Below are 20,164 nucleotides of genomic sequence, written 5' to 3'. Positions count from 1 at the left end.
TTCAGATAGCACTCTGTTTTTTCGCTTCTGTGCTTTATTGCGTAAGCATCCCTATTTAAAAACTGTCCGGAGTATTGTTAACGAAAAAGACAAAAAAAGGCATTTTTTACGTTAAGCTCAAAAAACACACGAACTTAAAAAACTGCCTGATGAATATTATTTAATCAATCTTACAACAAATGCCAGGGATTAGTCAAGCGCAAAAGAAGTTTATGGTAATTTTATTTTCCACCATTTTACTTGTTTATGGCAAAGTTAATTTACCAATCAGGTCCGTTATAGTTCTTTGAGTGAAAAAAACTATCGTCGCCACTTTTTTAAAGGCTTCGATTTTCCCGAATTTCATAAAGATTTTATCAATCAAGCCTTAAATCATGAGCGAACACTGATTGCAGTTATCGCTTGTTCTTTTATTCCCAAAAGTGGCAAAAAAACTGAAGGAAAAGCTAGTTTTTATAATGGTGTAGCTGGCAGACCTGAAGAGGGATTAGAAATTTATGTAATTGCTGTTGTCGAAGTTGAAACTCATTTGTCTTATAGTCTCAGTGTACAACAAACTCTCTGGCGTCCGACAACAGAACTACCGAAAAATTCCCTAACTGCCAAGGTGAAAAAAGCTCAGAAAAACGGGGAAAAAAATAGCTCTAGAAAGCTCAGTACCTGAAATAACAAGAGTTGATGACTAGGCTAAACATTTAATAAAGACTCGTTCCTTGTTGCCAGATTCTGTCCGTTACTTGGTCGCTGATGGTTATTATTACCGCTTTAAATTATGGAATGCTGTACGTGATGCAGATTTAAATTTGATTGGCAAATTAAGAGCTGATGCCAACTTTAATTACATTTATACAGGTGAAAGAAATAAACGAGGCGCTCCTCGCAAATATGATGGTAAGGTTGACTGCAATAATTTGAAAAAATTAACTTTTATCAAAAAAGTTAAGCCGGGAGTCAAGCTTTATTCATTAGTAGTCTGGAGTTGTTGTTTAAAATGTAAAATACGTTTAGCCTGTCTGTCTGAACTGCAACCCAACGGTAAAATCAAAAATATTTTATTGTTTAGTACCGATATTAATCTACCGACCCAGCAAATACTTGAGTATTATCAGGCCGTTTTCAGATTGAGTTTATTTTTCGCGATGCCAAACAATTTACGGGTTTATCTGATTCTCAATGTCGCAGTAGTCAACGGCTTTATTTTCATTTTAATGCCAGTTTAATTGCTTAAAATGTAGCCAAATATGAAGCCTATAATTGTCACTTTTCTCCGGCTTCTTTTGTATTTTCAATAACCTCTTATAAACGCAGGAAATTCAATAGACATCTACTTGACACCTTTATTCACAAGTTAGATTTAGACCCTAACTTAATTTTAAATCACCCTAACATCCCCTCCGTCCTATCCTAGGATACTCGCGCTGCTTAAAAACTGTCCGAAGTATTGATAACTCATATTAAGTTAAAATAATTAGTTGGGAAGTCTCATAAAATTTTCTGGATGAATCTACAGAACGAGTCGAGTTACATTTATTTACATGGATTTGCTTCAAGCCCCGATTCAGCAAAGGCTAAATATTTCCGAGATCGCTTTTCTTACCTAGGAATTGACCTAAAAACTCCCGATCTCAATCAAAACGATTTTTCGGGGCTCACTCTCACCCGCCAATTAAATCAAATAGAAACAGACTTTTTGTCAATCAAATCCTCCTCATCTCCAACAGAAAATGTAAAAAATATAGGGGGAGTCACCATAATTGGGTCTAGTTTTGGGGGACTGACAGCAGCTTGGTTGGCCCAGCGACAATTGTCAGTAAAGCAAATAGTTTTGTTAGCACCGGCTTTTGACTTTATCTCCCACTGGCTGCCACTGTTGGGACAGCAACATTTAGAAAAGTGGGAGTCTGAGAAATATTTGCCCGTTTACCACTACGGCCAACAGGGTTATCTGCCACTGAATTATCAGTTTTTGGCAGATATGGCTCAATACCCTGAAGAAAAATTAATACGGTCAGTCCCTACGTTAATCCTTCACGGTCAGCATGATACAATAATACCGGTTCAAGCTAGCAGAAATTTTGCCGCTAACCGTCCCTGGGTGCAATTAATCGAATTAGAAGACGATCATTCTTTGGGAAATGTCCTAGCGGAAATGTGGGAAGCGATTCAAAAGTTTTGCCCATTCAAAAATTAAAATTTGACCAACTTGCAAGTCTTAACAATCAAATGACTGAACAAGATCGATCGACTCGCACCTTAGCCGTTGACATTGGCGGAAGTGGCATCAAAGTTATGGTTTTGGACAATGAAGGCGCACCCCAAACGGAACGCAGCCGTTTAGAAACGCCTCAACCACCGAAACCGGAACCGATACTAGAGGCGATCGCCTCTTTAGCCAGCGGACAAGGGGAATTTGACAGAGTATCCGTCGGTTTTCCAGGCGTCGTGCGTCTAGGCGTTATCAAAACCGCAGTGAATTTAGATCCGTCTTGGATAGATTTTGACTTAGAAACTACTCTCAAAGATCGCTTGGGAAAACCTGTGCGAGTGGCTAACGATGCGGATATTCAAGGATTGGGAGCAATTGCTGGGACGGGGGTAGAATTAGTAATTACCCTTGGCACCGGTTTTGGTTCTGCCTTATTTGTCGATGGTATCTTGGTACCAAATTTAGAGTTAGGACATCACCCGTTCCGCAAAGGGGAAACTTACGAACAGCAATTAGGCCGATCGGCATTAGATACAGTCGGTTCCAAAAGATGGAATCGGCGTCTAGAAAAAGCGCTAACGTCTGTGCAAAATCTCTTTAACTGCGATCGCATTTACATCGGTGGCGGCAATACTAAAAAAATTGCTTTTGAGTTACCACCACAGGTTAAAATAGTACCAAATGTGAGCGGTTTATTGGGCGGGATTGCTTTGTGGCGCGATTGAATAAACTTTGTGGCCCAAATGCCCGTTATCAATATCAAAGAAAATCAAAGAGACCGGATTTTTGGCTCTGATTAAAGGCAATAATCGAGTCTTTCGGTAAAAAATCCGGTTTCTGAATCCACCACTGTTGATTGGGTTTTGGGCTTGTGCGGTAGCGGAGCCATCGAAGAGGCTCACCATTGAAAAAGTTATTCACCCATTGGATCGCGGTAGCGTTTGGGTTCATCCTTGCGAAACAGATTCGCCAAACCGAGGATGCCCAACAAACCCAAAGCACCCCAATGATTGTTGTCCTTTTTGCTTTCTTGAAAGGGAGTTCTGTCGAGAACGACTCCATTAGAATCAGTATTGTTCTGGGCCGGAGCTGACTCGGTTTGAGCTGAGGCAGGCATAGCTGAAGGGAGAACAGCCAAACTCAAAGCTATCAGGGTAGCAGCGGTATTTTTAGATATATCGGAAGGCTTGACTTTCATACTCGGTCTCCAAATATCAGCAGTTACTTTATCAAAATAATCAATTTGTCGCAGCCGACGCATCAATCGATCGACAGAAACTAAATCCCCCTGTCCTCTTGCTTTCGAGATAGAACAAGCTTTATGCTAAGTTCAGATGCTTCTAAGCAGATTATCTAAAATAAAAAGTCTAAAACTATACCATGCTTCCCTTTATCCGAAAAGATTTAGCCGAACTTACCGCATACACTCCCCATCCGGGCGGCGCGTCAGGAGAACCAGCGCACTCGGAAAGGGCGATCGATCGCCTAGATACTAACGAATGCCCCTACGACTTGCCAGAGGAATTAAAAAAAAAGTTAGCTTGGAGTTACCAGCAGTTAATTGAGACAAATCGCTATCCTGACGGAGGGCACGCAGCCCTCAAAGAGGCGATAGCCCAATACGTCAATGAATCCCTAAATGTCGTCCCCCTTATTAAGGGGGAGCTAGGGGGGGTTACACTGCCAAAAACCGCCATTACAGCCGACAATATTTCTGTGGGTAACGGTTCCGACGAACTAATTAGATCGCTCTTAATAGCTACTTGTTTAGGCGGACAAGGCTCTATTTTGGTGGCGAATCCCACCTTTTCGATGTATGGAATAATCGCCCAAACCCTGGGCATTCCAGTTGTGAGTGTTTCGCGGAAAGAGGAGAATTTTGAAATCGATATCGAGGTGGCTAAAAGGGCGATCGCCCAAAATCAAAATCCCCCCGTGCGCGCCGTCTTTGTCGTTCATCCCAATTCTCCCACAGCCAATGCTTTAACCACTGATGAAATAGAATGGTTGTCAAGTTTGCCGGAACAGATATTAGTAGTAATTGACGAAGCTTATTTTGAATTCAGCCAAAATACTTTAGCCGACCAATTGCACCAACACCCGAATTGGATAATTTTACGCACATTTTCTAAAGCATTTAGATTGGCATCAATGAGAGTCGGATATGCGATCGCCCATCCCGAACTCGCAGCCGCTTTAGAAAAAATCCGCCTCCCCTACAACCTTCCCAGTTTCTCGCAAACTGCAGCCGAGTTAGCCCTAGCACAGCGGCAGTTATTGCTAGCAACCATTTCCGAAACTATATCAGAAAGAACGAAATTAACTGCAGCGCTAACTCAGCATCAAAAATTGCAAGTTTGGCCGAGTGCCGCTAACTTCGTTTACCTGCGGGTGAAAGCAGGTGAGGGCGAATCTGCCGAACAGGAACACAAACAAATCATGCAGCAGCTAAAAGAGGGAGGTACTTTAATTAGGCATACTGGTGGAGGTTTGCGAATTACGGTGGGCAGCCCGGAGGAAAATCAGCGGACACTTGATCGAATAGGCAAAATTTTTGACAACTCATAATATTCGGTATCCAGTTTCTGCTTAACACAAAAATAACTTTGGAGAAGATATATATGCTTCAAGGAAAGGTTTTACGAGTTGCTCGTCCAACGGATTGCCTCGCTCAAGTTGTTCATTTCTACACAGAGGGTTTAGGGCTGCACATCCTCGATAGTTTTGAAAACCATGAAGGTTTTGACGGAGTAATGGTTGGGATGCCAGGAGAAAGCCACCACTTTGAATTCATCCATCAACGGGGACATATTGTAGGTGGCGCTCCAACTCAAGACAATCTTATCGTCTTTTACCTTCCTAACCAACAAGAATGGCAGCAGGCTGTTGAGCGAATGAAAGCAATTGGACTTGAGCCGGTAAACTCCTACAATCCCTACTGGGACAAAGATGGAGTGACCTTTGAAGACCCAGATGGCTATCGAGTCGTTTTGCAGAATGCCGAGTGGAGCTTGTAGCAGCGCGATCGCCGCATCAGGTATCTACACCAATTTATAACTCATCATTTCCTTGTCGCGCCACCCGAATGGTTTGGGGAAATACGCCTACTAAAAGTGCCAAAGCTTCATCGGGAATTTGTGCCACCGTTTCCGAATCCAAATATTGTTCAAATTGAGTTAAAACCATTTGTGCGCGTTCTAAAGCTGCTGGCTTTGCCGTTAACTGTTCCATTAACCGCACCCACTGCCGCCGAATTCCACAAGCTTTCTGTATTTGTTCGGGAGATTGAGGGCAAACCAAACAAAAATTCCCGACGGGAATCGCCTGTTGAGAGTCAACATCAAAAGCGCCCCCAACGGCAGCCCCAGGCCCGGCAAACTCCGCGTGGAAACGTTTAATCAAAATTAGGCCGTTCCGGTGACGGCTATCTACCATCAACAGCTTGCCGCTGTTGATTTCTACGAGAATGTCAGAGGAGTGGGGGTGTTCTGTCAAATCTGTGTCAAGGTTTCGATGTCGCAAGTCCGGGCCAGCAGAAAGGCCGGCGCGGACAATATAATTAGAAGTAAGATTAGAGCTGGATGAAGTATCAATTTTTTTCTCATCCTGCTGCCGATCAAGATTATTCATTTAAAGTTATAAATTAATACTGTCACAAGGTGGTAGTTTGAGCGCGATCGAATATCAAATGCAGGTAGAACAAGCAGTAGACACCCTGAAAGCGGATCTCCCGACGCTTTTTGAGAAAGACATCTCCTACGACATCTACACAAAAGATGTTTATTTTCAAGACCCTGTTAACAAATTTAAAGGAAAAATCAACTATCGCATTATCTTTTGGACTCTGCGATTTCACGGGCAGCTATTCTTTAGCGACATTAACTTCGACCTGCACGGCGTAAGTCAGACAGCGCCTGATACTATTGTGGCAAATTGGACTGTTCGCGGCGTCCTGCGGGTTCCGTGGAAAGCTCGGATCTTCTTCAACGGCTACTCTACTTATAAACTAGATAAAGACGGCTTAATTTACGAACATATCGACACCTGGGACAGAAAACCCGGAGAGATTTTAAAGCAGTTTTTCCGCAAGGGGGAGGATTCCAGCCAAGGATAAGCTAAAAAGGTCGATCGCCCCGATCCATCAGGCCGGCCATCCCAATAACTTATAATGAGGAAAATAATCATCATCCCTCCGATTCATTTTCTGCTATTTGTAAATTGCTAAAATGATTGTCGCCTCTGATTCATTTTCTGCTATTTGCACTCCTGAAAAACATCATGCCAGATATTGTCGAGACTGCCACTAATGCCGGCTCTTTCAAAACACTCGTGACTGTTATTGAAGCGGCTGGTTTGTTAGATTTATTGCAAAGTCCGGGTCCCTACACCGTCTTAGCACCAACTGACGAGGCATTTGCCAAAATTCCTACGAACACTATTACGTCTTGGTTGGAAGACATACCCAAGCTCAAGAAAATTCTGACTTATCACATTCTGTTTGGAGAGGTACTAACTGAGAACTTACTTGAGTTAAGTTCTGCTGAAACAGTGGAAGGTTCTGTGGTGGGAATTGATACTTCTGACGGCATTAAAGTGAATGATGCTAAAGTTCTCACTTCAGATATTATTGCCGACAATGGCGTCATTCATATCATTGATTCGGTTCTATTACCAGCAATGGTTGCAGCAGAATAAAACTTGTGTTGTTCCTGATAAATTTCGGGTGCGCTAGGCGCATCTGATGCCTATAATAAATTCTAATAAATTTAGAATACGCGGGGCAAATCACCGATAAATTCCTGGTGCGCACCTTACACTGATAAATGTGGGGCGCGCACCTTCCTGCTATAAATGTAGGTCTACGAGGAGCAGATTACCCTACATTTTAAACTAATTATCCGAACCTAAAATCAAGCCAGATCGTGCCGGCAGCATCAATTCTAACTGCCGAGTTTCCCCTTCACCTTTCCAAACAAACTCGCCTTTACCGAACAGCAATTTCTCGTGAGGAGATTTCAAATTAGCTGCCTCAAAGCTAATATTAGCTTCTTCGGTCGCGACATTGACAGCAACAACTATTTCCTCATCCCCCAAAATTCGGGCAAAAACGTAAACTGTTCCTTCAGCAAACAGAATGTGGTAGGATCCAGTGCGGAGAGTCTCGTATTTGTGCCGCAAAGCTATCAACTGCTTGTGATAATCTAAAACATCAAGTTCCCAGTGAGCTTTTAAGGGGAAACCGCGACGAGAATCGGGATCTAGAGCACCGGGTAAACCAACTTCATCGCCGTAGTAAATGCTGGGAGCCCCAGGAAAAGTTAACAGCAACAAAGTAGCGAGTTCGACGCTAGCTTTATCGCCCCCAGCAATTGACAGCAACCTAGCTGTATCGTGACTTGCCAACAAATTAAGTTGAGTTAGCTGTATCGGCCACGGGTACAGTTCCAAAACGTGCTGAATTTTGTCACCGTATTCTTTAGCAAAAAGCGGCGGATAGGGGTGGTAAGAACGACCTTCAATTTGAGCTAAATCTACCCGATCGCCCGCTGCAAAAGCAATAGTCGGGGCAGCAAAAAGATAATTCATTACTCCGTCAAATTGACTGCCGTCGAGCCACTCTCTCGCATCTTCCCAAACTTCGCCAACAATGTAAGCTTCGGGATTAATCGCTTTAACTCGTTCTCGAAATTCCTGCCAAAATCCCGGCGTTTTAATTTCAAAAGGAACGTCCAGTCGCCAGCCATCGATGCCGAATTTAATCCAATATTCGGCGATTTCCATGATGTATTCTCGCACTTCTGGATTGTCGTGATTGAATTCAGGAAGTGCTCGATTCCCGTCCCAACCGGCATAGTTAGCAGGAAAATTGCCATCGTAGGCAGACAGCGGCCAGCCTTCAATTTTAAACCAATCTACCCAAGGAGAATGGGGGCCGTTTTCTAGGATGTCGTGAAAAAAGAAAAAGCCGCGGCTGGCGTGGTTGAATACGCCGTCTAGGACAACTTTTATGTTGCGATCGTGGGCGGCGTCTAGAAGCTCTTTAAACGCTGGATTGCCGCCCAACATCGGATCGACTTGATAGTAGTCGTGGGTATGGTAGCGGTGATTGCTGGCCGACTGAAATATGGGGGTGAAGTAAATTGCGTTAATGCCTAAGTCTTGCAAGTAGTCTAGCTGTTCCATCACGCCCCACAAGTCGCCACCTTTGTAGCCTTGGAGGGTGGGGATTTCGTGCCATTCTTCCCACATGAAGTTTTGCAGCAGGCGTTTGCGGGGCTGTTTGCTTTTGGCGAAGCGATCGGGGAATATTTGGTAGAATACGGCGTTTTTAACCCAGTCCGGCGTTTGAATTTGCATACACTTTTTCTAGCTTTTACGGCTTAGGCTACCGTAGCAGAGGTTTCTAGGGGATCTAGCTTTTGGTAGAGAATAGACATTTAATCCCATTTTATCGATCGACAAATTGTAAAATATTACACAAATGTGCAGTCTATTTAAGATTGAAAACTGACTCTACCTAGAAATTTATCGTCCCGGCGACCTGCGCTTCCTGACTGCTGTGGAGTTAGACAAACTCACATAACAGGAACGCCAGCAAAAACAACCGGATCAAACTCAAGCATAACCAGAGCGCGTTTGCGGCGCCAACACAGCGTCAGCGGGCGTGGCGGTGCCGGCCAGCGTGGAAAAAGAACAATAGCGCGCGCCATCCTGGAGCGAGAAATTGCGAAAACGGGCAATTTACCTAAGCAACTTGTTATTAACAGCCAAAATCCCCAACCTTATTCTTTCCTTAAACTGCCGTTATTTACTGAGGGGTATTTTAACTCACAACTCAAAACTTTGTTAAATATCCATTATTGATTGATGGGTATTTTAACTCAAAACTCAAAACTCAAAACTCCAGTCCCGGACGCACTCCAACTCTCATAAACCGGGTTTTTTAACTCTTATTGAGGGTGTGAAGAAGTATTTGGATTAAACAGCCCGGTTTCTGCGTAAGCGACTCCACTCATAAGTGAAAACTCAAAACTTCCTTGCTCTCCCCCCTTGTCAAGAAGCCCTCACCATCCGACACTGTACTTGGAGAGTTAATCGACCCTAGGGAGAAAGTTCCTTGAAAAAAGTCTTAGCCATCATCCTCGGTGGCGGTGTAGGCACCCGCCTTTACCCCCTAACCAAACTGCGGGCCAAACCCGCAGTTCCCCTCGCAGGCAAATATCGCCTCATCGATATTCCTGTCAGCAACTGCATCAACTCCGAAATAGTCAAAATTTACGTCCTCACGCAATTCAACTCGGCATCTCTCAACCGCCACATCGCTCGCACCTACAACTTTTCCGGCTTCACCGACGGATTTGCCGAGGTGCTCGCCGCCCAGCAAACTCAGGAAAACCCCAACTGGTTTCAAGGGACAGCGGACGCAGTTCGCCAATATCTGTGGCTGCTAGAAGAGTGGGACGTTGACGAATACTTGATTCTTTCGGGCGACCACCTCTACCGTATGGACTACCAGAAGTTTGTGCAGAGACACCGCGAAACCAACGCCGATATCACCCTCTCGGTTTTGCCAATGGACGAGAAGCGGGCCTCGGATTTTGGTTTGATGAAAATCGACGACAACGGCCGCATTGTTTCTTTCAGCGAAAAGCCAAAAGGCGATGCGCTCAAACAAATGCAGGTAGATACTACTAAACTGGGACTGACAGCACAGCAGGCTCAGGAAAGTCCTTACATTGCTTCGATGGGGATTTACGTCTTCAAAAAAGAAGTTCTGATTAAACTTCTGAAAGAATCTCCCAACCAAACTGATTTTGGTAAAGAGATTATTCCGAATAATGCAAAAGACCACAACGTTCAAGCTTATTTGTTTGACGATTACTGGGAGGATATCGGAACCATTGAGGCTTTTTACGACGCTAACTTGGCGCTGACAAAACAGCCTCAGCCACCTTTCAGTTTCTACGATGAAGATGCGCCGATTTACACTCGCCCGCGTTTCTTGCCGCCGACTAAGCTTTTAGATACTCACGTAACTGAATCGATTATTGCTGAAGGCTGCATTCTCAAACAGTGCCGGATCGACCATTCTGTGTTGGGAGTTCGATCGCGCATTGAAGCTGGATGTACGATTCAAGACACTCTAGTCATGGGTGCTGACTTCTACGAACCCGACGCCGAACGGCATTCGAGTTTGGACAACGGCGGCGTCGCCCTCGGCATCGGTGCAGATACTACAATTCGCCGCGCGATTGTGGATAAAAATGCCCGCATCGGCCGCAATGTTCAAATAATTAATAAAGACCGAGTGGAAGAAGCAAACCGCGAAAACCAAGGTTTTTACATCCGCAGCGGCATTATCGTAGTCCTGAAAAATGCCACAATTCCTGATGGAACTATCATTTAGTTATTAGTCATTAGTCATTAGTCGTCAGTCATTAATTTTTTAAGTTAAAATCTGTTACCTCTCAGCAAGTGACTGATGATAAATAAGTAAATTAGTGACAGATCACCAATGACCGATGACTGATGACTGATGACGAAATTCATTCTTTTTTTTGTTGATTATTAATTCCCACCGCTGAGGCGAGGTTGTCGAAATACTTGGCTTCATTCAAAGGCTCGCGCATTATTAATAAGGGACAGTCTCTGTTACTGTGTGCCGTGATACAGATATGTCCGATCGCCTGCGTCTGGAGAATAGCTTCTGATTCTTGTATTTGCGCTCGTAGCACGACTGACAAATGCGCTGCCCGTTTCTGAGTACAACACAACTCTCGGAACTATCTTTCCACTCGTCGCAGCAGCCGCAAGGCCAACTTAGCAAATAATTCATAATGTGAGCACCCTCGTGGCGTTAAAACCTGATTCCTTTATTATCTTATCTTAATGTTTTATAGAAGTGTGTGATGTAGCTAACAGACAGCGGAGATATTAGGCTATATTAGTTTGATTAAAATCTATTCAGAGGTTGTAAAAATAAGCTTCTATAGCACTGGTCTGGGGTGAAGAAAAAATATCTCGAAATTTTGTGGGATGACGGCGCACTTTAGGGTATAATATAGTCACAATTCAGACACCAGATTCGACCGGAATCGCTGCTGAGAAGCTGGTAAGATTTGCATTGGGTGAAAACCTCCTATAGAGAAGTTCGATCGCACCGCGCACCGCAAAAAAAGAGCAAAAAAAGCTCATCTTCCGCAACACTCAACCCGATGGGTACTGGTGCTAGCAACAGCAGCATCTCTCCCGGGCTCGCTTCAACCGGGATGCACCCTCAAGCTATCGCCTCCTCCCAAAAGCCCGAAGGCGCACAACTCCTAAAAATTTATGGTGGCAAGAGTTTTACTCTCTAAAAGTTCAAAGGTGTAGCAACCGCCCATAGGGTAAGGGTGTTGTTCATTCATTGATGAAACATTGTTTTTGTTGTCGAATGCCAAAAGCATTTCTAGACCCGGCTGCTCCGGCTGCCCTCAGCACCAGAGAGGCGAATGCTATAAAATATCAAACCACAGCGGGGTGCGGAAATTGCGATCGTCGCGCAAGCAACAACCGAACTCGATCGAGTCCAAACTTTTGATAACCTATAATTTGAATGAGATGCCGCAGGTAATTTTACCCCTGGCATTAAACTAATTCGCCATCCTGCGGCTAATTTGGGATTTATTCTTTCTAACAACTAACAAATAACAACTAATAAAGAGGGGATTGCTTAATGGCTGCAACAGATTTTAAAGACTATTACGCTATTTTGGGACTCAACAAAACTGCCAGCTCTGACGAAATTAAAAAAACTTTCCGCAAACTAGCGCGGAAATATCACCCGGATATGAACCCCGGGAACAAAGAAGCCGAAGCTCGTTTTAAAGAAGTAAACGAAGCTTACGAAGTGCTATCAGACCCAGAAAAACGCAAAAAATACGATCAGTACGGTCAATACTGGAAGCAAGCTGCCACCACTCCAGGCGGATGGCCAGGCGGGGGCGGTACGACTGTAGACTTTGGCGGCGTTGACTTCAGCCAGTACGGCAGTTTTGACGAATTTATCAATGCCTTGCTCGGCCGCGCCGGTAGCAATGCCAGTAGTGGGCGGAACGCCAAGTGGAATTACAGCAACTACCGCGCCGGCGGGCCCACCGGTTTTGGCGGCTTTGAAGATTTTGCGGGGTACGAAAACCGCAGCGCAGGAAGCTCTCTCGACACCGAGGTGGTGGTTTCCCTGACTTTGGGGGAAGCATTTCGCGGCACTTCCAAGCGAGTCGCCACGGGCGAAGTTTCGATTCCAGCAGGAGTAAAAACGGGCAGCAAAATTCGGGTAAAAGGCAAAGGTCAAGTTGATCCGTACACCAAGCAGCAGGGAGATTTGTACCTAAAATTAGAAGTCTTGCCTCACGCTTTCTTCCAGTTTGAGGGAGAGAATTTGGTCTGCGAAGTGCCTATAACTCCCGACGAAGCGGTATTGGGAGCTTCAATTGAAGTGCCGGCGCCTGAAGGTATGATAACTGTAAAATTTCCAGCCGGGATGCGATCGGGTCAGTCTTTGCGGTTGCGGGGCAAAGGATGGCCCAAACCTAAGAAAGACGAGCGGACTGATTTGTTAGTAAAAATTGCGATCGTGCCGCCGAAAGAAATGAGCAGTGTAGAACGCGAATGCTATGAAAAAATCAAGGCAAATCGCACTTTTAATCCCCGCAGCAATATCAACCAAATGCTGCTTTGAAAAAACGTGCATTTCTCAGACACAAATAATACCATTTCTTACAGGTTTTCTAGGGACACAGCATTTTTGTGTCCCTACTATATGCAAGCGCGCTCTCATTTAAAAAAACCCTGTTAAGAACTTAAATTTTATTCGCCGGTAAGTGGCAGTTTCCAACGTGATTAAGAATCTTCGCTAGCTGTTAGGTGAGTAGGTTGGCTACCTTGTTTGATGTTGATGCTAATTTTTTTAGCTCCTTTGTTCTCCAGGTCTCGGATGTACCTGTTCGAGCTGTTAGAAGCTTCCTGTCTGCTGTCATAGGGGCCAAAGTAATAGGTACGCTTTGGCGAATCAGTCTCAACTTCTACCCACCATTCGCCACGTCGAATGCTGCTAGCAGGTTGAGCTAGCACCCAAAAGGCCGTGAAAAACATAGCCAACATAGATATTTCAAACATATTTACCTCTGGGAATATTTAAGGAGTTTTTTCTGTTCTCTCTCAATTTATCAACGCAACAGGATCGATCGGCTCGTCCTCAGTGCTGATTTAGCACAGATTATTTTTGGCAGTTAGTGCTAGCTAAAATCTGCATTTTGGTGGAGAAGATGCCGAGATTTAAGCCACCACTACAAATATCAAGTCCGCAGGGTAAGGACTAAGACAACATGATGCTTAATATTATTGTTGAGGCTTCAGTTAAGGAAAAACTCAAACAGAACTTACACTCTCTTGACGCCCAGAAACCGGGTTGTTTAACCGATACCCCTCGCAATAGATGGAGTATTTGCGTTAAAAAACCCGGTTTCTGCCGATTGGACTATCAAAATTATTAAGCTGCGACACCTTCTGAGAATTCATCACAAATGGTGAGAGCCGAAGGCTGACACCGTTTGATGCGGATGCTAACTTTTTTGGCTCCCTCGCTTTCTAAGTCTTCTATGTAGCCTGGAGTATTGCTGGAAGCTTCTTTGTCGGTGTCAAAGGGGCCAAAATAGTAGGTACAGTGGGGCAAGTCGGTGACAATTTCTACCCACCATTTCTCAGACCGGCGGTGGCTGGGCCCCGCAAATACGGACAAGACTGCGACGTAGATACAAAATAAATAAAATCCGAGCATTTTTATTCTTCAGGGGTGATTTAATTTATTATTTAAATCTATCAAAATAATTTGCCCCTCGAATCAACCTCAGTGCTGATTTTGAGTCGATCGAACTGAGAGGGTAGATTGTACATCTTAGATTTTTTCTCCCATCTAAAATCTAAAGCAAAACCCGCCGATGCGGGTTGTTTGCTAACTGAAAAATGCTCTTTTTCCCAACCAACTAGAGAGCTGGGCCAACCTCAGCCTGCTGAGGTTTAGCGCTTGCCTTTGGGGAACTGTTCGATACCAGCCCAACCGTAGAAAACTAGCTCGTCGTTCTGAACTCGGCAGCGGTCTACTCGCAGTTGAGTGCCTTCTAAGGCAAATTTGTCTAAGTCTAGCAAGTTATTTACGTGGGCAATTATAGCTTGACCCAAGTCTACTGCTTGCCCGTCACCGCCGTAAGTAACACTGACAAATTGGATTTTGCGTCGGTCTTCTACTTGCAACTGAGCTGTAATATCGATCTTGACCGGTTCGCTGGCATCGCCTACGGTAATTTCGGACTGAAGACGAATGGATTTGTCAGCTCCGAAGCTGACTTCAGTGTTTTGAAAGTGCAGAGATTGCTCTTGATACTTCAGCTTCTGGAGTTTTTCAACTACAAAAGGTGTATTGAATGAGGTGGTTAAATCCGATCGACTTAAGACTACTCGCATATTTGCCTGGGTAGGCTGCCGCAATTTCACTTGACCCGCAAAAATCGCCCCAAAATCAATTGAGACTGCTTGCAGGTAGAGTTCCATCACTTCTATGCGGAGGCCGTTGTACATCAACATACCTTTGCCAACAAAGTCGAAACCGTCAATGCTTCCCTGCAAGAGTTTGGCTACTGGTTCGACTCGGATGTTGGCTTCGGCCTTTTCAGAACGCTTGAATAAGGCTGCGATCGCAGCTCCTGCTACTTTACTAACAAGGCGATCGCCACTTTGACCTTGAAAGGATGTACCGCTAAACAAAGCTGCTACCATTTATTCGTTTGCTCATCTACAGTCGCCATTATAACCCTATATTAAGAAATGTAAAAATCGCTTGTGCTTATTCACTCTATAAGCAGATCTTGTTTTTTTGTCTGTCTTCAAAACAACATTGTTGAAATTTAAAGGCTAAGGGGGGTGCCTTGGAGACAAGCGCGATCGAGCAAAGCTCCATCCCAAACGGTTTGTTCGATCATGGCGCAAAGCAAATTAGCCCCCGTCAGGTTAGCACCGCGCAGTACGGCTCCATTCAGGATCGCTTCTTCCAAGTCAGCTCCCGACAAATCTGCGCCGGACAAATTGGCATTGCTCAAATCGGCACCAAGCAAAATTGCCCGAGCCAAAGCAGCGCCCCGCAAATCAGCACCGCGAAAATCGACACCGCTCAAATCCAAATTGCCCATGGATGCCGCCGTCAAAAAAGCACCCCCAAAACTTGCGTCGCGGACTAAAGCGTTAGCGAAGGAAGCTCCCCGCAAATCGGCATTCCGAAAATCTGCGCCTCGCAAGTCAGCGCCGCTCAAGTCAGCGCCTCGGAGGTTGGCTCGCAATACGGCCCGCTGCAAGTTAGCGCCGGCGAGATTAGCTCCACTCAAGTTGGCTTGAGACAAGTTAGCATCGGCGAGATCGGCTCCCGCTAAGTCTTTGCCGGCTAAATCAGTGCCGGCCAACATCAAAATTTTGCCTTTGCGTATGGCTTCGAGGTCATTAGTCATTAGTTTTTAGTCATTAGTCATTGTCGTCATTAGTCATTAGCACACAGACAGGCGGTGCCTACAACTCCCAGTGGTAGGGTGCGCTGAGCAAGCACAGGCTGATTTTTTGTAGTGTTGGAAAAGATTTTGTGCTGAGTTTTAAATGCCCAATAATTCGGCTAGGCACTTTGGCTGCGCTCAGCACAAGCTCTGTACAAGTTCCCCATTACCAATTACCGATCGCCCATTAGCCATCCAGTTATTTTATAATGTCGGAGCGGTCGCGGTCGTGCGATCGCCCAAATCCTCCAACCATACATTCGGCAGTTGGCTCGGGCGGTTGGGTAACTCCATCAAACCCATTTCTGCCAGCCTGACGACGTTGCTGAGAGTTTCCACCAAAGCCGGATCGAAACGAATGCCGCACAGTGCCCGGCACTCTTCCAAAGCTTCGCTCAAACTCATAGCCGGACGAGCTCCACGCGGTTGAGTCAATTCTTGAAAATAGGCCACCAACCCTAAAATCCGCGAAGCAACGGGTATGGCTTCGGCTCGCAAACCCTCTGGTCTGCCGCTGCCGTCCCAATATTCTAGTTTGTACTTGACAATTTCCGCCACAGGTGCTAGTTCCGGCATTGCTTGCAGCAGTTGGGAACCGATGAAACTGCGATCGCGCCAAAAGGATAAAGTTGCTTGGTCGAAAGCATCGGGAGTGCGATCGAACACCTCATTCGGCGCAGAAACTAAGCCGACTCGAAACAGCAATCCAGCCAGCCGCAGCCTCCGCAACTGCAAAGCCGGCAAATCCAGCAGTTGACCCAAAGTTTCCGACAAAGCCGCCACCTGTAAAGACGCTGTAGGATTGGAGGTATCGCGTTCGTCCACGCGCTGGGCCATCCGCAGAAAAGCTTGAAGTTTGTTAGCGTTCAAATTGCGGCTGACGCGCAAAGCTTGACCTTCCAATTCCCACAATTCGCGGGTTTGGCGGTTAATTGCCACCATTTGTTGCTGAGAACTTTGCAGGTAAGTGACTATCCGTGATACCACGCCACTAATATCTGCCAAGGGCGGGCCTTTGGTTGCCAGGATTTCGTGGTACATTTCCAGCAAATTGTCGGCTAGTGGGGAGTTGTAATGTCGCGTCTGTTCTATAAAAATTTCTGCCGATGCCGACACCAAAGACTGGTCAAACGACCACAAACCGTAGAACTTTCGTTCTGTATCGACTTCTGGCTTACCATCGGGCAAGTATTCCTCGGCTGAAAGTTCGCGGCAAAGCACCATTGCTTTGTATGTGGGGGCGACGATGATTAAATTCCACTCTTGGATTAGGGGGTCGCTCTCATCGAGATTTATTAAAGATACATTTTCTAATTGACCCGTTTTGTGGGTAGCGAAACCGCTGTCGGCTACTGCACCGATGACAACGCGTCGAGAGGAATTAGCAATATCTAGGTAGCGATCTGCTTCCTGTAAATACCATTTACCCTGCTGAAACGTCACCAAAACTAGGGGTTTGAGTTCGATATTGTCCCCGCCACTGGTTTGCAAAATGTGGTCTTCTAGGGCGTGACACAGGGCTACTAGGGTGTTTTTGAAGTATACCCCGTAGCTAGAAGGCAGTTTTCCGTCGGGAAGTGTAGCTTGTAGTCTAGCGAGAGTTGATTCTGAATTCATTGCAAAAAGCGGTGCCGGCTCTTACTTATTGTAGCTGGCGATCGAACTTCTCGAAAAGACTTTTGGCCTTTTGGCAAAAATCCGACTTTTTGATTTTGCCCCGCTTAGCTACCGAGTCAATGTAGAGTGCGCCAAAGAGCAGCTTACTAATTTTAGTAACTTTGTGAAAACCCTCTGTCTTTGGCTGAGTTTTTTTAAGACGAGAAACCTACCGGGAGGAAGACGCTAAATCAATTAAGTATTAACTACTATTTTTAAACAATAATTATTAGGAATTCTGAGCGTGCTTCAAGAAAACAGGAGTTTAGGGGAACAGGCGATAGACAAAGTTGCCGAGATTGCTATTGCTAGTAAATTAGACGAATCCGAAACTTTGGCTGTCACAGTTAACACCGATCCGATCCAGCTAGCCCAGGGAGAAGTAGATGCCGTTGCCGTTGAGGGCAAAGGATTGGTAATGCAACAAGATTTGCGCGTGGAAGAATTGCAAATTCACGTCAAGGATATTGCTGTCAATCCCCTGACCGCTATGTTTGGCAAAATTGAACTGAACGGGCCTGCCTTCGGTGGGGCGCGCGCAGTTTTAACAGAAAGCGACATCAACCGCGCTTTTAATTCCGAATACATCAGCAGGAAACTGAAAAACTTAAAAGTTACTGTTGACGGACAACAGCAGACAATAGACGTTAAAACTATTGAGTGCCAATTGCTAAGCGGAAAAATCGCTTTAAATGCTGAGGTATTGGTGCGGGAAACGGCCTCCACGGAAAAGATTTATTTCACAGCAAAACCTGAGATCGCAGCGGGCGGCTGGGCAATTTCTCTTCAGGAGGTCGAGTATCCCGAAAACAAGGAATTTTCGCCGGAATTAACTGAAGCTTTGGCTGACAAAGCGGGTGAAGTTTTAAACTTGCGAAATTTTGAAATTGAGGGAATGTCCCTGCGAATTCAGCAGTTAAATGTGGAAGCTGGTTTGTTGACTTTGCAAGCTGAAGCGAAAGTCGAAAAATTCCCTAATTAGGAGCTTGTCGGGTGTGTCAGAAACATAAAAACTCTTCAATTTCCACAACTATTGGAACTGGCACACCCCACCATTATCCTTGGCTTTGGAAAAATAGCTGCAGTTTATGAAATCCCTCTAAAGTTATAAAAAAGTCGATACCAACCCGCCCCAAAATATCACTGACGTTAGAGGCAGGCATGGGGACTTTACTTTTACTCTTGACAAGTAGTAGTAAAAAAATTGGGAACTTTTTGTGAACACTGTAAATTCTTTTTTGAAAAAACTGCGTAGCGGTCAATTTTTGACTCGATTTTTGACTGTATTTATGGCAGGTGTGCTGCTGTTTACCAGTACCGCTTGCAATGCCGGCGACGTTCGAGGTGCTCGGCCGGAGAATCCTCCCGTTCAAATGGGGGGAATGAATAACCCCCACAAGGCTGGTGGAGATGGATACACGAATTATCAAATGTCTACTGACCCTAAAGTCAATCAATCGCCTGCTAAAGCAGAAAAGAATCGGGCTGATTTGTCGATCGTGAGCGATCGTCTCCTGGCCGCGACTACCGCTGAATCTAATTCCTCAAAGCTGCTTTATCCGGGTTCTGCACCCATGGAAACTGACAAGTTCGACTCCGAGCTCGGCGGAGATAAAACTCTCTTAGAAGCGCCAGACGGACAGCCGGCTAAGGCTCAACCCGTATTCGATCGCAGCGATCCCGATGCCAATATTTTAGAGAGAGTAGGCGCCGCTTTTAAGGATGCTTCTGGTTTCCTGAAAGATAGCGCTGAAGATGCCAAGGAAAGCTCGGTTACGAAACTCAATCCGCTGCAAAAATAAGCTAGCAGAACTTGCGCGGTATCACCGATTTGTAGGGGCTTTTTCATAATTGCCCCTACACAATATTCACAAGACTTAGGCAGAAATTCTATCTCTGCATTGAACAGAGAATCTCTAGGTGCGCTGGACGCACCTTACTATATATTAATGGTGTAAAATTAATTTTTTCGGAAGCCCCGTAGATCTAGGGTGCTGAGGGCTAGACCTATCTGGCTTGTTAAATCGGAACCATATAAAAAGCAGAAAACAGGTATTTCACATTCCGATTTTTGAGACTTCAATCAAGGAAAATTGCTTGGGGAAGCTTGGGTTCAGAATCAAAAAGCCCAAAGTTAGTAACCTAGTTGCTGACGCTAAAAAGGGCTAGGTGCTGATGGCGCACCTTACCCTATATGTATCCTCTCAAACTACTTTTTCTCCTTAGTCATATATAGCAATCCTGGCATCATTTGTAAATTTCTTACTGCCTCCTCGCGAGTTCGGGAAGGGTTGGGGTGAAGTAAAAAATTTATGACTCCTGCAAGAATTGCTATATATTTAGGTGGCTGATGGCGCACCTTAGCCATATTGTAAATTTTAGATTGGGGATGGGAAATTTATAGGACTTGCGCCATAAATGGAAAAGTGAACCATTGAAATTGCCGCGATCCGCCTGGCAATGACCAAGTTTTCTCATTAATGCACAAGTCCTGCTTTTATTCCTCTAAAGAAACTTTGTTTTATTTACCTTTGGAGTCAGAAACATCAGCAATCAAATCGTCTTTATCAACTTTCGGTACAAAATCAGGGCGTTCTTTGGATTCCCAACCGGGGGGACGCTTGGAGTTATACCAGGCGATGGAGCCGATCGTAACTGCGGCAACAAAGCCAACACCAAGAACTGCTATTGGAGCGGTCAAGCTGACACTTGATTCCGGCACTGGCTG

The 20,164-nt window shown here is 45.1% G+C and carries 23 protein-coding genes; 13 read left to right on the top strand and 10 right to left on the bottom strand.

All coding sequences use genetic code 11. The annotated features are described in order from the left end of the window. Positions 1-286: 286 nt before the first annotated feature. From QUA38_RS17205 to QUA38_RS17190, 4 genes are all read left to right on the top strand, one after another. On the top strand, positions 287-664 hold the full coding sequence (locus QUA38_RS17205; RefSeq protein ID WP_333163727.1) for a hypothetical protein: 378 nt from the start codon (positions 287-289) through the stop codon (positions 662-664). A gap of 49 nt (positions 665-713) precedes the next feature. Next, positions 714-1,220, top strand: coding sequence for a hypothetical protein (locus QUA38_RS17200; protein WP_333163725.1), 507 nt, complete (start codon positions 714-716; stop codon positions 1,218-1,220). Between the two features lie 278 nt (positions 1,221-1,498). Then, positions 1,499-2,191, top strand: a complete 693-nt coding sequence (locus QUA38_RS17195) for a YqiA/YcfP family alpha/beta fold hydrolase (protein WP_333163723.1) — start codon at positions 1,499-1,501, stop codon at positions 2,189-2,191. Between the two features lie 32 nt (positions 2,192-2,223). Next, positions 2,224-2,931, top strand: a complete 708-nt coding sequence (locus tag QUA38_RS17190) for an ROK family protein (RefSeq protein WP_333069190.1) — start codon at positions 2,224-2,226, stop codon at positions 2,929-2,931. A gap of 188 nt (positions 2,932-3,119) precedes the next feature. On the opposite strand, the gene QUA38_RS17185 is transcribed toward QUA38_RS17190, so the two are convergent. Then, on the bottom strand, positions 3,120-3,404 hold the full coding sequence (locus QUA38_RS17185) for a WGxxGxxG family protein (RefSeq protein ID WP_333163720.1): 285 nt from the start codon (positions 3,402-3,404) through the stop codon (positions 3,120-3,122). Positions 3,405-3,586: 182 nt separating this feature from the next. On the opposite strand from QUA38_RS17185, the gene QUA38_RS17180 reads away from it, so the two are divergent. Both QUA38_RS17180 and QUA38_RS17175 read left to right on the top strand, forming a co-directional pair. Continuing rightward, positions 3,587-4,774, top strand: coding sequence for a histidinol-phosphate transaminase (locus QUA38_RS17180; RefSeq protein ID WP_333163718.1), 1,188 nt, complete (start codon positions 3,587-3,589; stop codon positions 4,772-4,774). A gap of 53 nt (positions 4,775-4,827) precedes the next feature. Beyond that, positions 4,828-5,223 (top strand): VOC family protein, encoded by a 396-nt coding sequence (locus tag QUA38_RS17175; RefSeq protein WP_333163716.1) that lies wholly within the window; start codon positions 4,828-4,830, stop codon positions 5,221-5,223. Between the two features lie 34 nt (positions 5,224-5,257). Here the strand turns inward: QUA38_RS17175 and QUA38_RS17170 are convergent, their stop codons facing one another. Next, positions 5,258-5,836 (bottom strand): hypothetical protein, encoded by a 579-nt coding sequence (locus QUA38_RS17170; protein ID WP_333163713.1) that lies wholly within the window; start codon positions 5,834-5,836, stop codon positions 5,258-5,260. A gap of 58 nt (positions 5,837-5,894) precedes the next feature. Here QUA38_RS17170 and QUA38_RS17165 point away from each other — a divergent pair, with 58 nt between their 5' ends. Together QUA38_RS17165 and QUA38_RS17160 are read left to right on the top strand one after the other, a co-directional pair. After that, the gene (locus QUA38_RS17165; protein ID WP_333163731.1) at positions 5,895-6,320 is read left to right on the top strand and encodes a DUF2358 domain-containing protein; all 426 of its coding nucleotides are present in this window, start codon (positions 5,895-5,897) and stop codon (positions 6,318-6,320) included. 164 nt (positions 6,321-6,484) lie between these two features. Then, on the top strand, positions 6,485-6,901 hold the full coding sequence (locus QUA38_RS17160; protein ID WP_333163710.1) for a fasciclin domain-containing protein: 417 nt from the start codon (positions 6,485-6,487) through the stop codon (positions 6,899-6,901). Between the two features lie 195 nt (positions 6,902-7,096). Here QUA38_RS17160 and QUA38_RS17155 read toward each other — a convergent pair whose 3' ends face one another. Further along, positions 7,097-8,563 carry a glycoside hydrolase family 13 protein gene (locus QUA38_RS17155; RefSeq protein WP_333163707.1) on the bottom strand — a complete coding sequence of 489 codons (1,467 nt, stop codon included), beginning with the start codon at positions 8,561-8,563 and terminating at the stop codon, positions 7,097-7,099. Between the two features lie 760 nt (positions 8,564-9,323). Here QUA38_RS17155 and QUA38_RS17150 point away from each other — a divergent pair. Next, positions 9,324-10,613 carry a glucose-1-phosphate adenylyltransferase gene (locus QUA38_RS17150; RefSeq protein ID WP_333070968.1) on the top strand — a complete coding sequence of 430 codons (1,290 nt, stop codon included), beginning with the start codon at positions 9,324-9,326 and terminating at the stop codon, positions 10,611-10,613. Positions 10,614-10,752: 139 nt separating this feature from the next. On the opposite strand, the gene QUA38_RS17145 is transcribed toward QUA38_RS17150, so the two are convergent. Next, the gene (locus tag QUA38_RS17145; protein ID WP_333163705.1) at positions 10,753-10,950 is read right to left on the bottom strand and encodes a hypothetical protein; all 198 of its coding nucleotides are present in this window, start codon (positions 10,948-10,950) and stop codon (positions 10,753-10,755) included. 384 nt (positions 10,951-11,334) lie between these two features. On the opposite strand from QUA38_RS17145, the gene QUA38_RS17140 reads away from it, so the two are divergent. After that, positions 11,335-11,562, top strand: coding sequence for a hypothetical protein (locus QUA38_RS17140; protein WP_333163702.1), 228 nt, complete (start codon positions 11,335-11,337; stop codon positions 11,560-11,562). Between the two features lie 359 nt (positions 11,563-11,921). Then, positions 11,922-12,926, top strand: a complete 1,005-nt coding sequence (locus tag QUA38_RS17135; protein WP_333163699.1) for a J domain-containing protein — start codon at positions 11,922-11,924, stop codon at positions 12,924-12,926. 161 nt (positions 12,927-13,087) lie between these two features. Here QUA38_RS17135 and QUA38_RS17130 read toward each other — a convergent pair whose 3' ends face one another. From QUA38_RS17130 to QUA38_RS17110, 5 genes are all read right to left on the bottom strand, one after another. After that, complete coding sequence (locus QUA38_RS17130) at positions 13,088-13,363, bottom strand: DUF1816 domain-containing protein (RefSeq protein WP_333163696.1); 276 nt, start codon at positions 13,361-13,363, stop codon at positions 13,088-13,090. Positions 13,364-13,736: 373 nt separating this feature from the next. Then, positions 13,737-14,024: a DUF1816 domain-containing protein gene (locus QUA38_RS17125; protein ID WP_333163693.1), complete on the bottom strand. Its 288-nt coding sequence runs from the start codon at positions 14,022-14,024 to the stop codon at positions 13,737-13,739. A gap of 239 nt (positions 14,025-14,263) precedes the next feature. Then, positions 14,264-15,019, bottom strand: coding sequence for a DUF2993 domain-containing protein (locus QUA38_RS17120; protein WP_333163691.1), 756 nt, complete (start codon positions 15,017-15,019; stop codon positions 14,264-14,266). A 128-nt stretch (positions 15,020-15,147) separates the two neighbouring features. Then, entirely contained in the window at positions 15,148-15,741 is a 594-nt protein-coding gene (locus QUA38_RS17115; RefSeq protein ID WP_333163689.1) for a pentapeptide repeat-containing protein, read from the bottom strand. Positions 15,742-15,984: 243 nt separating this feature from the next. Beyond that, positions 15,985-17,397 carry a DICT sensory domain-containing protein gene (locus QUA38_RS17110; protein WP_333163687.1) on the bottom strand — a complete coding sequence of 471 codons (1,413 nt, stop codon included), beginning with the start codon at positions 17,395-17,397 and terminating at the stop codon, positions 15,985-15,987. Between the two features lie 283 nt (positions 17,398-17,680). Here QUA38_RS17110 and QUA38_RS17105 point away from each other — a divergent pair, with 283 nt between their 5' ends. Beyond that, the gene (locus QUA38_RS17105; RefSeq protein WP_333163685.1) at positions 17,681-18,418 is read left to right on the top strand and encodes a DUF2993 domain-containing protein; all 738 of its coding nucleotides are present in this window, start codon (positions 17,681-17,683) and stop codon (positions 18,416-18,418) included. A 235-nt stretch (positions 18,419-18,653) separates the two neighbouring features. Continuing rightward, positions 18,654-19,238: a DUF6658 family protein gene (locus QUA38_RS17100; RefSeq protein WP_333163683.1), complete on the top strand. Its 585-nt coding sequence runs from the start codon at positions 18,654-18,656 to the stop codon at positions 19,236-19,238. A 719-nt stretch (positions 19,239-19,957) separates the two neighbouring features. Here QUA38_RS17100 and psb35 read toward each other — a convergent pair. After that, positions 19,958-20,158 (bottom strand): photosystem II assembly protein Psb35, encoded by a 201-nt coding sequence (gene psb35, locus QUA38_RS17095; protein WP_333163729.1) that lies wholly within the window; start codon positions 20,156-20,158, stop codon positions 19,958-19,960. Positions 20,159-20,164: the final 6 nt, after the last annotated feature.

Source organism: Microcoleus sp. Pol12B4 (assembly GCF_036701385.1).
Classification (GTDB): domain Bacteria; phylum Cyanobacteriota; class Cyanobacteriia; order Cyanobacteriales; family Microcoleaceae; genus Microcoleus.
This window is presented reverse-complemented; position numbering and strand designations above follow the sequence as displayed.